The 14,591-nt window shown below is 36.4% G+C and carries 12 protein-coding genes, 1 tRNA gene and 1 other annotated feature; all 13 genes read left to right on the top strand.

From position 1 onward, the window contains the following. Positions 1-110: 110 nt before the first annotated feature. The 13 genes from rph (at position 111) to tig (ending at position 14,262) form a co-directional block, all read left to right on the top strand. Positions 111-878, top strand: coding sequence for a ribonuclease PH (gene rph / locus GMB29_RS20590; protein ID WP_136351967.1), 768 nt, complete (start codon positions 111-113; stop codon positions 876-878). Next, positions 875-1,468 carry an XTP/dITP diphosphatase gene (locus GMB29_RS20585; protein ID WP_136351966.1) on the top strand — a complete coding sequence of 198 codons (594 nt, stop codon included), beginning with the start codon at positions 875-877 and terminating at the stop codon, positions 1,466-1,468. The genes rph and GMB29_RS20585 overlap by 4 nt, the downstream gene beginning before the upstream one ends. Positions 1,469-1,485: 17 nt before the next feature. Then, positions 1,486-1,998 (top strand): metallophosphoesterase family protein, encoded by a 513-nt coding sequence (locus GMB29_RS20580; RefSeq protein ID WP_136351965.1) that lies wholly within the window; start codon positions 1,486-1,488, stop codon positions 1,996-1,998. Positions 1,999-2,116: 118 nt separating this feature from the next. Beyond that, positions 2,117-2,193: transfer RNA gene (locus GMB29_RS20575), tRNA-Arg, on the top strand. 472 nt (positions 2,194-2,665) lie between these two features. Then, positions 2,666-2,920: a binding site (T-box leader), on the top strand. Positions 2,921-3,034: 114 nt separating this feature from the next. Next, complete coding sequence (ilvB, locus tag GMB29_RS20570; protein ID WP_136351964.1) at positions 3,035-4,756, top strand: acetolactate synthase large subunit; 1,722 nt, start codon at positions 3,035-3,037, stop codon at positions 4,754-4,756. Further along, positions 4,753-5,268 (top strand): acetolactate synthase small subunit, encoded by a 516-nt coding sequence (gene ilvN / locus GMB29_RS20565; protein WP_136351963.1) that lies wholly within the window; start codon positions 4,753-4,755, stop codon positions 5,266-5,268. The genes ilvB and ilvN overlap by 4 nt, the downstream gene beginning before the upstream one ends. 100 nt (positions 5,269-5,368) lie before the next feature. Then, positions 5,369-6,403, top strand: coding sequence for a ketol-acid reductoisomerase (gene ilvC, locus GMB29_RS20560; protein ID WP_136351962.1), 1,035 nt, complete (start codon positions 5,369-5,371; stop codon positions 6,401-6,403). Next, positions 6,390-7,940 carry a 2-isopropylmalate synthase gene (locus GMB29_RS20555; RefSeq protein WP_136351961.1) on the top strand — a complete coding sequence of 517 codons (1,551 nt, stop codon included), beginning with the start codon at positions 6,390-6,392 and terminating at the stop codon, positions 7,938-7,940. The genes ilvC and GMB29_RS20555 overlap by 14 nt, the downstream gene beginning before the upstream one ends. A 26-nt stretch (positions 7,941-7,966) precedes the next feature. Continuing rightward, positions 7,967-9,076, top strand: coding sequence for a 3-isopropylmalate dehydrogenase (gene leuB, locus GMB29_RS20550; RefSeq protein WP_136351960.1), 1,110 nt, complete (start codon positions 7,967-7,969; stop codon positions 9,074-9,076). Between the two features lie 275 nt (positions 9,077-9,351). Then, the gene (leuC, locus tag GMB29_RS20545) at positions 9,352-10,779 is read left to right on the top strand and encodes a 3-isopropylmalate dehydratase large subunit (protein ID WP_136351959.1); all 1,428 of its coding nucleotides are present in this window, start codon (positions 9,352-9,354) and stop codon (positions 10,777-10,779) included. Positions 10,780-10,792: 13 nt separating this feature from the next. Then, positions 10,793-11,389: a 3-isopropylmalate dehydratase small subunit gene (gene leuD / locus GMB29_RS20540; RefSeq protein WP_136351958.1), complete on the top strand. Its 597-nt coding sequence runs from the start codon at positions 10,793-10,795 to the stop codon at positions 11,387-11,389. 153 nt (positions 11,390-11,542) lie between these two features. Beyond that, complete coding sequence (locus GMB29_RS20535) at positions 11,543-12,553, top strand: tetratricopeptide repeat protein (protein WP_227551399.1); 1,011 nt, start codon at positions 11,543-11,545, stop codon at positions 12,551-12,553. Between the two features lie 419 nt (positions 12,554-12,972). Beyond that, the gene (gene tig / locus GMB29_RS20530; RefSeq protein ID WP_136351957.1) at positions 12,973-14,262 is read left to right on the top strand and encodes a trigger factor; all 1,290 of its coding nucleotides are present in this window, start codon (positions 12,973-12,975) and stop codon (positions 14,260-14,262) included. Positions 14,263-14,591 lie beyond the last annotated feature (329 nt).

The following is a 14,591-nucleotide window of genomic DNA, read 5'->3' as shown; positions in this document are numbered from 1 at the left end:
TTTTTGATATACTATAAATAGGGTAAAGAGAGGTGTGCTTATCTAAGCAACCTCTTCTTTATTGTTTATACATAAAAAGTGTAGGATCTTTCATTGGAGGGAATGTAAAAATGAGACATGATGGTCGTAAAGTAGATCAATTAAGAAAAGTAGATATTGTAAATGACTTTGTCATTCATCCTGAAGGCTCCGTATTGATTAGTGTCGGAAATACTAAGGTGATTTGTAACGCGAGTATAGAAGATAGAGTACCGCCTTTTATGCGTGGTGAAGGAAAGGGCTGGATTACTGCAGAATATTCTATGCTTCCTAGAGCAACTGAGCAGCGAACAATTAGAGAATCATCAAAAGGGAAAATAAGCGGACGTACGATGGAAATACAACGATTAATTGGCAGAGCATTACGCGCTGTTGTAGATCTAAAAGCATTAGGAGAAAGAACAATATGGATCGATTGTGATGTTATTCAAGCTGACGGAGGGACAAGAACAGCATCTATTACAGGTGCGTTTGTAGCAATGACCGTTGCGCTGGGCAAACTATTGAATGAAGGGAAAATTAAAGCTCTCCCGATTACAGATTTTCTTGCAGCTGTATCTGTCGGTGTTGATGCAGAGCACGGCGAGATTTTAGATTTGAATTATTTAGAAGACTCAAGTGCACAAGTTGATATGAATGTAATTATGACATCAAAAGGCAGCCTTGTTGAAATACAAGGAACTGGTGAAGAAGCTACATTCTCAAGAAGTCAATTAAATAGTATGCTTGATCTAGCGGAGCAAGGCATTCAAACACTAATTGAATATCAAAAAGAAGCATTAGGAGATCTATCACTCATTGTGACAGACAATTTGACAAAGCAGGTTGAACTTAAATGAGAGAAATTATTATTGCAACAAAAAATCAAGGGAAAGTGAAGGAATTTGAATCACTTTTAAAGCCAATGGGTTTTCGAGTTCAATCTTTGTTAGATTATCCGCTTTCAATTGATGTAGAAGAAACAGGGACTACGTTTGAAGAAAACGCGATTTTAAAAGCGGAAGCAATTGCAAAAGCTTATAATCGTGTAACAATTGCCGATGACTCCGGATTAATGATTGATCACCTAGGTGGAAAACCGGGAATTTATTCAGCACGCTACGCCGGTCTGGATAAAAATGATGAAGCAAATATGGAGAAGGTGCTAGAAGAATTAGCAGCTGTAGAAGCATTAGAAGATCGTTCAGCAAGATTTGCTTGTGCACTTGCGTATTCCAGACCAGGACAAATGACAAAAACAGTTGTCGGTACTTGTGAAGGATTTATCGCACATGAACCGATTGGGGAAAATGGCTTTGGGTATGACCCGATTTTTATTGTTCGTGATTTACATAAAACAATGGCACAATTATCAAAAGAAGAAAAGAACAAAATTAGTCATCGTGCAAATGCATTAAAAAAATTAATTGATGTCATTACAGAATCATAATGTAGGGCGGCGTATTCATGAAAGTATTAATAATGAGTGATAGCCATGGTTTAACAAAGGAAATTGCAGATATTGTGAATCGCCATAAAAATGAAGTGGAATTCATGTTTCATTGTGGTGATTCCGAATTATCGGCAAAAAGTACTGAGTTAAAATCATTTCAAGGTGTAAAAGGAAATTGCGACTTTGGATCAGACTTACCTAATGAACTACTTATAGATGTAAGTGGGATTAGCTTGTATTTAACACATGGTCATTTATATAATGTAAAATCAACTTTGATGAATTTGAAGTACAGAGCTTTAGAACTAAATGCAAAAATTGCCTGTTATGGGCACTCACACATTGCAGGGGCGGAATTAATAGATGAAATTCTATTTATCAATCCAGGAAGTATCAGACTGCCCGTACTGCGAAAACAGAAAACATATGTTATACTAGAAGTAGTTGGAACCAAGGCAAATATCATGTTTTATGACGTAAATGGAAAAATGATTGAAGATATGTCAGAGCAATTTACATTAACGTAAATGCAGTAGAGGGAGAAAATTTCCCTCTGCTTACAAAAAAAATAAAAGGTTATTGACATTCACTGACAATCTAAATATAATGTTAATTATCGCTGATAATTTATATTATCTATATTATGTCCCAGTAGCTCAGCTGGATAGAGCAACGGCCTTCTAAGCCGTCGGTCGGGAGTTCGAATCTCTCCTGGGACGCCATTACATTATACATACTAAACCTTTCATGAAGACATGAAAGGTTTATTTTTATTTTTAAAAATAATGAATAGGTATCTTTTAAAAAATATGGAAGGTTTTCTTACATATTAGTACATTTTGCTAAGTCGATCATGTAATATAACCAGTACGATGAGTTAGCGGTTGTTAACTAAAATTCTCCCTTTGTTTATAACCCCCAAAAATAAATGAGATAAATGTGCCTCCACATTTGCGGATTTTTCATTTTATTCAAAAAAATTTTTAAAATACTTTTCCAATAATACCAACGATGAAAGCGGATTCAATATTATCGGTAAAATCTAAATTATCTAATAATTCGTAAAACACTGTTGACACTAGCTTTTTTAGAGCGTAATATAAGTTCAAATAAGTTACATGAACATTTTAAAAAGTGTATTAAATTCATAAAATTATGAGCAAAGCCTTCATATAGGCGAACAAATTTTCATATAGTAAAACGGTGAAGAGGATAAGTAGTCGTTGGTAAAGTATCTACAGAGAACCGGGGTAGCTGGAAGCCGGTGATACTTCCAAATGATGAACTCGCCTCTGAGTGTTAATCTGAAACATAAGTAAGGTTAACCGAGTCCCATTCTTCGGTACTCGTTATCAAAGTGAACAGTTGATCTGTTCGTAAGGTGATCGGTTTTTGATCATGAAGAAGGGTGGTACCGCGAAAAAGTTTATTAACCTTTTTGCCCCTTTGACACACAGGTTTATGTGGAGTCTTATGAGGGGTGGGAAGGTTTTTTATATGCTGTTTTTAATATGAATGAAAAAATAATAAAGGCAAAAGTAGCCTGCTTAAGGAGGAAAGAATATGAGTACAAATGTTCAGTTGAATAACTCAACTGCCCATAGTACAGCCACAATGTCAGGATCTTTAATGCTTATAGAAGCACTTAAAAAGGAAAAAGTAGAAGTCATATTCGGATATCCAGGTGGAGCAGTTTTACCTATATACGATAGTCTATATGACTCAGGTGTGTTCCACGTATTAACTCGACATGAGCAAGGTAGTATTCATGCAGCAGAAGGTTATGCTCGTGTCTCTGGTAAACCTGGTGTTGTAATCGCAACTTCTGGACCAGGTGCAACGAACTTAGTTACAGGGTTAACTGACGCAATGATTGACTCATTACCATTAGTAGTCTTTACAGGTCAGGTTGCATCATCTGTTATCGGTTCGGATGCTTTCCAAGAAGCTGATATTTTAGGGATTACAACGCCAATAACAAAGCATAACTATCAGGTTCGCAACATAAGTGAACTTCCTAGAATTATTAAAGAAGCATTTCATATTGCAACTACAGGTAGACCAGGTCCGGTATTAATTGATATTCCAAAAGATATTGCCACTATCGAAGGCGAATTTAATTACGATATTTCAGTTAATCTACCTGGATATCAACCAACAAGCGAACCGAACTATTTACAAATTCGCAAATTAGTGGAAGCGGTAAGTAGAGCAAAAAAACCAGTTATATTAGCTGGTGCAGGTGTATTACATGCCAATGCATCAGAAAATTTAGTGAAATATGTAGAACAACAACAAATCCCTGTTACGAACACATTATTGGGTTTAGGTGGTTTTCCGGCAGATCATTCTTTATTCTTAGGAATGGCTGGAATGCACGGAACATACACAGCAAACATGGCACTTTATGACTGTGATTTGCTCATAAGTATCGGAGCAAGATTTGATGACCGAGTTACAGGTAATTTACAACACTTTGCACAAAAAGCAACAGTTGCACATATTGATATTGACCCTGCTGAGATCGGTAAAAATGTTCCAACACAAATTCCTATCGTTGGTGATGCAAAACTTGTTTTAGAACAACTATTAAAACAGGACGGAAAACAAGGAGATCACCAGGAATGGAACGAACAACTTGCTTCTAATAAGCAAGAATATCCATTGGTTTATAAAGAAAGTGATACAGAATTAAAACCACAACATGTATTAGAGCTTATCCATAATTGGACTAATGGTGATGCGATCGTAACGACTGATGTAGGACAGCATCAAATGTGGGCAGCGCAATATTACAACTTGAAAAATCCGAATAAATGGGTAACTTCAGGTGGCTTAGGTACAATGGGATTCGGCTTGCCAGCAGCGATTGGAGCACAGTTAGCAGATCGAGAGTCAACTGTAATAGCCGTTTTAGGTGATGGTGGTTTCCAAATGACTGTTCAAGAGCTTTCAGTTATTCACGAATTAAACTTACCAATAAAAGTTGTCATTTTAAACAATGGTGCTTTAGGAATGGTAAGACAATGGCAGGAACTATTTTATGAAGAACGTTATTCACATTCGAAATTTGTTACTCAGCCGGATTTCGTGAAATTATCAGAAGCTTACGGAATCAATAGTGTACGAATTGAAAAGAGTGAAGGTTGGGAAGATAAATTAAAAGCAGCTATCACTTCAAATGAACCAGTATTATTGGATATCCATGTAAGTAAGAATGAAAATGTTTATCCGATGGTTGCTGCTGGAAAAGGATTGCATGAAATGGTAGGTGTAAAGCTATGAAAAGAATCCTATCATTAACAGTTCTTAATCAAACTGGAGTATTAAATCGAATTACAGGGTTATTTTCAAAAAGACACTTCAATATTGAAAGTATTACAGTAGGACATTCTGAAACAGAAGGTGTCTCACGAATGACACTTGTTGTAAATGTTCAAGAGGAAAAAGAAGTAGAGCAAATTACAAAGCAATTAAATAAACAAATAGATGTATTAAAGGTAACTGATATTACATCACAGTCAATTGTTTCAAGAGAGCTTGCGTTAATTAAAGTAATGTCAACACCTTCTACAAGATTAGAGCTTCAAGGTCTTATTCAACCATTCCGTGCTTCGATCATTGATGTTAGCCGCGAAAGTGTTGTCGTTCAAGTAACAGGTGAATCTGAGAAAATTGAAGTTCTAATTGATTTATTAAAACCTTATGGCATTAAAGAAATTGCTAGAACTGGTACAACAGCCTTTGCTCGTGGCACTCAAAGAACAGCGAAGGAAGTACCGTTATCAATTGTTTAAATATGTTAGTGATCTTACCTGAATTAACCAGGTTTAAAGATTATATATAAAGTAAAATATCTGCTAATATTCTAAAAATTATTTAAGGGAGAGATTATACATGACAACAACAGTATATTACAACGGAGACGTAAACGAAGCAGCATTACAAGGGAAAAAGGTAGCAATCATTGGATATGGTTCACAAGGTCATGCACATGCACTTAACTTAAAAGAAAGCGGCGTTGACGTAGTAGTTGGTGTTCGTCAAGGCGGTTCATTTAATAAAGCGGTAGAAGATGGTCATCATGTAGTATCTGTTGCTGAAGCAGCAAAACTTGGGGATTTAGTAATGGTATTACTTCCAGATGAGCAACAAGCGAAAGTATATGAAGAAGAAATTAAACAAGGCTTAGAGGCAGGAAATTCATTAGTATTTGCTCATGGATTCAACGTACATTTCAGTCAAATCGTACCACCTGCTGATGTTGATGTATTCCTAGTAGCACCAAAAGGTCCTGGTCATTTAGTAAGAAGAACATATGAAGAGGGTGCTGGTGTACCTGCATTATTCGCAATCTACCAAGATGTAACTGGTAATGCAAAAGAAACTGCACTTGCATATGCAAAAGGTGTAGGTTCAGCACGTGCCGGTGTATTAGAAACTACATTTAAAGAAGAAACAGAAACAGACTTATTCGGTGAGCAAGCAGTTCTTTGCGGTGGATTAACTTCATTAGTAAAAGCAGGTTTCGAAACATTAGTTGAAGCTGGATACCAACCAGAAGTTGCTTACTTCGAATGTTTACATGAATTAAAATTAATCGTTGATTTAATGTATGAAGATGGTATGGCTGGAATGAGATATTCAATTTCTGATACAGCACAATGGGGCGATTTCGTTTCAGGACCACGTGTTGTAGACGGACGTTCTAAAGAAGCGATGAAAGAAGTTCTTAAAGACATTCAAACAGGTAAATTTGCAAAAGAATGGATCTTAGAAAACCAAGCAAATCGTCCACAATTTAATGCAATCAATAACAACGAAAACGAGCACCAAATTGAAGTTGTTGGTAAAAAACTACGTGCTATGATGCCGTTCGTAAAATCAAAACAAATCAAGAAAGAAGCGGTGAGTGTGAGTGCGAAAAATTAACCTTTTTGATACAACGCTCCGTGATGGTGAACAATCTCCAGGTGTTAATCTAAATGTTAGAGAAAAACTTGAGATTGCAAAACAACTAGAAAGACTCGGAATGGACGTTATTGAAGCAGGTTTTCCTGCTACATCAAAAGGTGATTTATTAGCAGTACAAGAGATAGCAAAAGCAGTCAAAAATAGCTCTGTTACAGGGCTAGCACGATCTGTAAAAGGGGATATTGATGCAGCATGGGAAGCATTAAAATTCGCTGAAGAACCTAGACTGCACGTGTTTTTGGCTACTTCTCCTATCCATAGAGAATATAAGCTTAAAAAGACGAAGGAACAGGTCATTCATAGTGCTGTTGATGCTGTGAAATATGCAGCGCAATTTTTTCCGATTATCCAATGGTCTGCAGAGGACGCATGTCGTACTGAATTGCCATTCCTAGCGGAAATTGTCGAAAAGGTAATTGAGGCAGGAGCTCACGTCATTAACATTCCTGATACGGTTGGATATATTACACCTAAGGAGTACGGTGAAATTTTCCATTATTTACGTGATAACGTAAAGGGTATCGATAATATTATTTTATCAGCACACTGCCATGATGATTTAGGCATGGCAGTTGCTAACTCTTTATCAGCAATTGAACATGGTGCAGGGCAAATCGAAGGAACAATTAATGGTATTGGTGAACGAGCAGGAAATGCAGCTTTAGAAGAAGTTGCAGTTGCTCTTCACATCCGTAGTGATTATTACAAAGCGAAAACTGGATTGTATTTGAAAGAAACGAAACGTACAAGTGATTTAATAAGCAGCTTAACTGGTATGGTTGTACCTGGAAATAAAGCAGTTGTCGGTAAAAATGCTTTCGCTCATGAGTCTGGAATCCATCAAGATGGTGTGTTGAAGGAAAAAACAACATACGAAATCATCTCTCCAGAGCTTGTCGGAGTTTCGACAAACTCAATGGTACTTGGTAAGCATTCTGGGCGTCATGCATTTAAAAATCGATTACATGAATTAGGGTATGAAATATCTGATGAAGAAGTGAATAAATTATTCGTTGCTTTTAAAGAATTAACGGAAAAGAAAAAAGAAATTTCTGATGATGATTTAAAAGTTCTTCTATTAGAAGAGAAGGTTGCTGCAAAAGAAGCAGCTTTCGAATTAAAATCATTACAAGTACAATATGGTACATCACAGATTCCTACAGCAACGATTACTTTATTAAACGCTGAAAATGAGTTAATTCAAGAAGCGGCAACTGGTGCGGGTAGTGTTGAAGCAATCTACAATACGTTAGAACGTTGTGTAGGAAAAACAATTAATTTAATAGATTATCGCATCCAGTCTAATAGCGGCGGACGTGATGCACTTGCACAAGTATATGTGAAAATAAAAATTGGTGAAACAGAAGCTAGTGGCAGAGGGATGGCACATGATGTACTAGAAGCATCTGCTAAAGCTTACATTAATGCAGTTAATCGTATTTTGCTACTATCTGAACTACCTAATTTATCCTTTGAAGCAAGTCTACTAAATTAATACATTACAAGAAGGGGGATAGATTCATGAAAAAAACAATCGCATTATTACCGGGTGACGGCATTGGTAAAGAAGTGGTTGATGTAACAGTTGAAATATTAAAAGCTATTGCAGAGCATTTTCATCATCAATTTCAATTTAATTATGGACTGATCGGTGGAGATGCGATAGATCAAAAAGGTAACCCACTGCCTGAGGAAACGATTACTACTTGTAAAAAATCTGATGCAATTATTTTAGGTGCTGTCGGTGGGCCGAAATGGGATCAGAATCCTGTTGAACTCAGACCAGAGCGGGGACTTTTGGCTTTGCGTAAAGAACTTGATTTGTATGCGAACCTTCGCCCAATTAAAACGTTTGATAGTTTGTTAGATTCTTCCCCTTTAAAAAAGGAATACGTTAATGGAGTAGATTTTGTTATCGTTAGGGAGCTAACTGGCGGATTATATTTCGGAAAGCCTAGTGAGCGTATTGTTCATGAGGGTGAAGAAGCTGTAGTCGATACATTACTATATAAACGTTATGAAATCGAACGAATTCTTGTTTCTGCATTCGAAATTGCAAGTAAGCGCCGTAAACATGTTACATCAGTTGATAAAGCAAACGTATTAGAATCAAGCAGGGTATGGAGGGAAGTAGCAGAAGAGGTTGCTGCAAGATATCCCGATGTCACTTTAGAGCATATGCTTGTTGATAATGCAGCAATGCAGCTTATTCGTTCACCGAAACAATTTGATGTCATTGTGACTGAAAATATGTTTGGCGATATTTTAAGTGATGAAGCATCTATGATTACAGGTTCACTTGGAATGCTATCATCTGCAAGCTTGTCTTCAAGTGGGCTGCATTTATATGAGCCAGTTCATGGTTCTGCTCCTGATATTGCCGGAAAAAATATTGCGAATCCAATAGCTACTATTCTTTCAGCAGCAGCGATGCTTCGTCAATCATTCGGATTAGAGGAAGAGGCCAAAGCAATTGAAAAAGCGGTTGATAATGTTTTAAATTCAGGTAAAAGAACAGCAGATCTTTCTGAGGATGGAAATGCAATTTCAACAAAACAAATTGGTGAAGAAATTAAAAATGCACTAGCGGATGACCATGCTATTTTAAATATTATGGAAGCTTATTCATAAAAAGCCAGACTTATCGAAGCTTTACGAGTAGTTATCCTCACCTATCTTCTTTGCTTTTTCGAGCAGCTTAAGAAAAAAAGGGGGGCGGCCCGTAAAGTATGGATAAATCGAAATGTATAAAGGGCTGACCAATGATATGGAGTTGTCCTAACCAATAATGACCAATTATAGTTGTAAAGGCAATTATACGATCAGCTATATTGAGTTTGAGGGGTCTGACACTTGTACTAAGTCAGCCCCTCATTTTTTCTATCTATTAAAGGGGGTACCTGACCATGAAGCCAAGAACGATAATTGAAAAGATATATGATGAGCATATTGTTCAACAAGAGCAGGGGAAACCTGATTTAATCTATATTGACTTACACTTAATACATGAAGTTACATCTCCACAGGCATTTGAAGGCCTACGTGAAAAAAATCGTAAAGTAAGAAGACCTGATCGAACATTTGCAACGATGGATCATAATATTCCTACAGTTAATCGCTTTGTGATCAAAGACGAGATTGCGAAACTTCAAGTGAATGCATTAGAAAATAACTGTAAAGAATTTGGAATCCGTTTAGCAGACCTTGAAAGTGAAGATCAAGGGATTGTTCATGTTATTGGTCCGGAGTTAGGCTTAACACTTCCAGGAAAAACGATTGTTTGTGGTGATAGCCATACTTCAACACACGGAGCTTTCGGAGCTATTGCATTTGGTATCGGTACAAGTGAGGTTGAACATGTTTTAGCAACACAAACAATCTGGAGACAACGTCCAAAAACACTTAATATTCATGTTCCAGGGAAATTACAACAAGGTGTAACAGCTAAAGATGTGATATTAGCTGTGATTGGCAAGTATGGAGTTCGTTTTGGAACAGGTTACATTATTGAGTTTACCGGTGAGGTTATTGAAAACTTATCAATGGATGAGCGTATGACTATTTGCAATATGTCTATTGAGGCAGGAGCAAGAGCAGGATTAATTGCACCTGACGAAACAACGTTCTCCTATATTAAAGGCAGAAAGTATGCACCAAAGGGAGAAGAGTTCGAAGAAGCTGTTAAATATTGGAAAACATTAAAAACAGATGAAGGTGCGGAATATGACGAAGTAATTACATTACAAGGTGAGGATATTGCGCCTATGGTAACATGGGGAACAAATCCTGGAATGGCTGTTGGGGTTGATGAAAAAACGCCTGATCTAAATGGGTTCCAAAATGAAGAGGAAGTTGACGAAGCAAAACGAGCATTTGAATATATGGGATTACAACCAAATATGAAAATTGAAGATATAACAATCGAACATGTCTTTATAGGATCTTGTACAAATTCACGTTTAACAGATCTTAGACAGGCTGCAGAAGTTATAAAAGCACACAAAGGGCAAAAAGTTGCGCCTACTGTTCGTGCACTTGTAGTACCTGGTTCACAAACTGTGAAAAAAGTCGCTGAAGAAGAAGGCTTAGATATCATCTTTAAAGAAGCAGGCTTTGAATGGCGAGAGTCGGGCTGTAGTATGTGTTTAAGTATGAATAATGATGTAGTTCCTGAGGGAGAGCGTTGTGCATCAACATCTAACCGTAACTTTGAAGGCAGACAAGGTAAAGGAGCAAGAACACATCTAGTAAGTCCAGCTATGGCAGCAGCGGCAGCTCTTCATGGGAAATTTGTGGATGTTCGTCATATTCAGAAAGAGAAAATTCAAGCATAACAGGAGGGGCATAATGAAACCATTTACTACACATACAGGAAAAGTAGCTGTTTTAAACAGAGCAAATGTTGATACAGATCAAATTATTCCTAAGCAATTTCTTAAACGTATTGAAAAAACTGGCTATGGTCGCTTTGCCTTTTTCGATTGGAGATTCCTTCCGGATGGATCTGACAACCCAGATTTTGAGTTAAACAAAGAGAAAAATAAGGGTGCATCGATATTACTTACAGGAGAAAACTTTGGTTGCGGTTCATCTCGTGAGCATGCGCCATGGGCTCTTTCAGATTACGGTTTTCAAGTAATATTAGCACCTTCATATGCAGATATTTTTCATCAAAATTGTCTGAAGAATGGATTATTGCCAATTAAATTAGAACAATCTGTATTAGATGCAATCCGTAAGAAAGCAAACGTAGAAGGCTATGAGCTAACGATAAACCTAGAGGAACAAAAGATTATTGACAACGATCAATTATCAGAGTCATTTACAGTCGATCCATATTGGAAGGATATGCTTTTATATGGAAAAGATGAAATTGACTTAACAATGAATTATAATGACCAAATTAAGAAATTTGAAGAAGAAAGAGAAGCTACATTTTTATAATGCTAGCTTCTTTTCTTCTTTTGTCGTATTTAAGACCTTAACTTTCGCCTTTTGTCCGTACCTTTAGCGAAGATTTTCTCATGTATTGCTTGTTTTCCAAGTGTTGGATTGATAAACTTGTAGGCAAAGCTTGAAGCTGGAGTTGACCAACATATGGATGAGAAAAAACGTTCAAATATTATCCCTTTTCCTAATTTAAAGGAACGTTATATTGATAAGGGTATGGCGTTATTAAAAGAGAAAAAATATCATCAAGCACTTGAAATGTTCTCTGAAGCAAAGAATTTAAACGAAGATAAAGCAGAGATTCATTTAGGTATGGCCATTTGCTTTATGGAACTCGGTGAGCTAGTTGAGGCTAAAAATATTTGTAAAAAAATGCTTTTAGAAGATATCGGCCATTATTTCACTGTTTTACAAATTTATTTAACAATCCTCATACAGCTTCGTGAGTATCATGAAGTACAATCAACCATTGAGGCTGTTCTTGAGGAGAATCATCTACCTGCAGAGAGTGCAGAGCATTTTTATAAATTATTAGAATTCAGTCGTAAAATGACACAAAACGATGTGGATATTTTTGAGGATGAGGGTGTTGAAGATCAACAAACACTCTACATTGAAGACGTATTAGAAAATACTACAAAGCAACTGGCATATATACAATCACTCAAAGATCGAAATGTAATTAAACACTTTTCATCCTTGAAGATACTTTTAGAAAATCCTAAAAGTCACCCAATGGTTAAATCAATGATTTTACATTTAATGATTGAAAATGAAATTGAAAAAGAAGTCACCGTTTATAAGTTTGGGGAATCAATAACCGTAATCCCAGCAAAGCTTGAAGATATTTCAGATCTACCATTTACGAAAAAAGTACTTACAAAATTAGATGACATTTTAGGGAATGAAAATCCCACTCTTTATGAAGCAGTAAAAGAACTATGGATTAGACACTTATATGTTCTCTATCCTCTTTTACCACAACCGACAGATGCTAACTTATGGGCAGCTGCTCTTCATATTGTGGGTTATGAGATGCACGGAATAACAATTGATCAAAATGAAGTACAGGAAATGTACAATCAATCATTCCCTACACTTCAAGAAGCGTGTAAAAAAATATATCAAATAGAAGAAATTTCTTATATGCAAATATGAGGCTTTGTGTTGAAAGGAATGTTTTCTGTGTTATAATAAAATGGTTGCAAAATAGTGATCAACGTATATAAGGTCTATTTATTGTGGGCATAATCAGCCTGCTTTTTTTAAAACTTAGGATTTTATAGTATCTTGTACTTTGGCTATGTGCTCGGCATCCTGCTGCAGCGTATAGCCCATCGATGCATAAGTCACTCTTGAAATGAAGGTATTTGGGAGCGTCTTATGCTTGTCGGGACTGTGCAAGGCGCTTTCGCACTTGTTATTACGAAATCCTGAGCATGGTTCGTACTCGGTTACTTTCTGCCGTACATAAACAGGTATATGATAGCGGATGATTGTTTAAACTGGACAAGCAACCACCAATTACCTATCACTTATTCGCACAATCATAATAGATATTTTGGAGGGAACAACATATGTCAGTAAAATGGGAAAAATTAGAGGGGAACGAAGGCGTTCTTACGGTTGAAGTTTCTGCAGAGGATTTCACAAATGCACTAGATGAAGCATTTAAAAAGGTAGTTAAACAAGTTTCAATCCCTGGTTTCCGTAAAGGGAAAATTCCACGTGGAATGTTTGAACAACGTTTTGGTGTTGAATCACTTTACCAAGATGCTTTAGATATCATTCTGCCAACAGCTTATCCAAATGCGGTTGATGAAGCTGGCATTGAACCAGTAGATCGCCCTGAAATCGATGTTGAGCAAGTTGAAAAAGGAAAAAGCTTAATTTTCACTGCAAAAGTTACTGTTAAACCAGAAGTGAAATTAGGTGAATATAAAGGTCTAGAAATCGAAAAATTAGACGATACTGTATCAGATGAAGATGTTGAAAATGAATTAAAGCAGCTTCAAGAACGTCATGCTGAGTTAGTTGTTAAAGAGAAAGGCGCAATTGAAAACGGTGATACTGCGGTTATTGATTTCGATGGTTATGTTGATGGAGAAGCATTCGAAGGCGGAGCAGCAGAAAATTACTCTTTAGAAATTGGTTCAGGTTCATTCATTCCAGGCTTTGAAGAACAACTTATTGGCTTAGAAGCAGGTGCAGAGAAGGATGTTGAAGTATCATTCCCTGAAGAATACCACGCTGAAAACCTTGCAGGAAAACCAGCTGTATTCAAAGTGAAAGTTCATGAAATTAAAGCGAAAGAACTTCCAGCTTTAGATGATGAATTTGCTAAAGATGTTAACGAAGAAGTTGAAACACTTGATGAATTAAAAGCTCAAACAAGAACTCGTCTTGAAGAAGCTAAAAAAGCAGAGGCTGAAAATCACTTACGCGATACTTTAGTCGAAAAAGCTGCTGAAGGTGTAGAAGTTGATATTCCGAATGCACTTATCGAAAACGAAATTTCTCGTATGATGCAAGAATTTGAGCAACGTCTTCAAATGCAAGGTATGAATCTTGACTTATACTTCCAATTCTCAGGTCAAGATGAAGCAGCATTAAAAGCTCAAATGAAAGATGATGCTGAAAAACGAGTAAAATACAACTTAACTTTAGAAGCGATTGCTAAAGCTGAAAACATCGAAGTTACTGACGAAGATGTGGATGCAGAATTAACAAAAATGGCTGAAATGTACAACATGCCTGTTGAAAATATAAAACAAGCATTAGGCGGATCAGCTGAAGGTTTAAAAGAAGATTTAAAAGTTCGTAAAGCAATCGATTTTCTTGTAGAAAATAGCAAAGTTGTTGCATAATAATAATTAAAGAACAAGGCGCGAGCAGATCGTGCCTTGTTTTGTACAAATTAGCTGCTTTCAATTCCAAGGGTAAAAAGATGACTGAATGATGATCAATTAGACTTTACTACTAATTTAGTATAAAAGGTAATGAAATAAATATAGGTTACATTACTTACATTTCTACAAACATGTTTTATTTATATTCCTTAGGGAATGATATAAGAAAGCTGATACATACATACACTTGAAGTAAGAAACATAATTCAATTCTAGAAAAGTTTTTTTGTTGACTCATGAAGGTTTTTTTTCAACAACAATAGATCCTTTTTCAAACTTGGAGCAGT

The sequence above is a fragment of the Metabacillus sediminilitoris genome (genome assembly GCF_009720625.1).
Taxonomy (GTDB): Bacteria; Bacillota; Bacilli; order Bacillales; family Bacillaceae; genus Metabacillus; species Metabacillus sediminilitoris.
The sequence above is the reverse complement of the archived record's forward strand: the minus strand, read 5'-3'. Positions and strand labels throughout refer to the sequence as shown.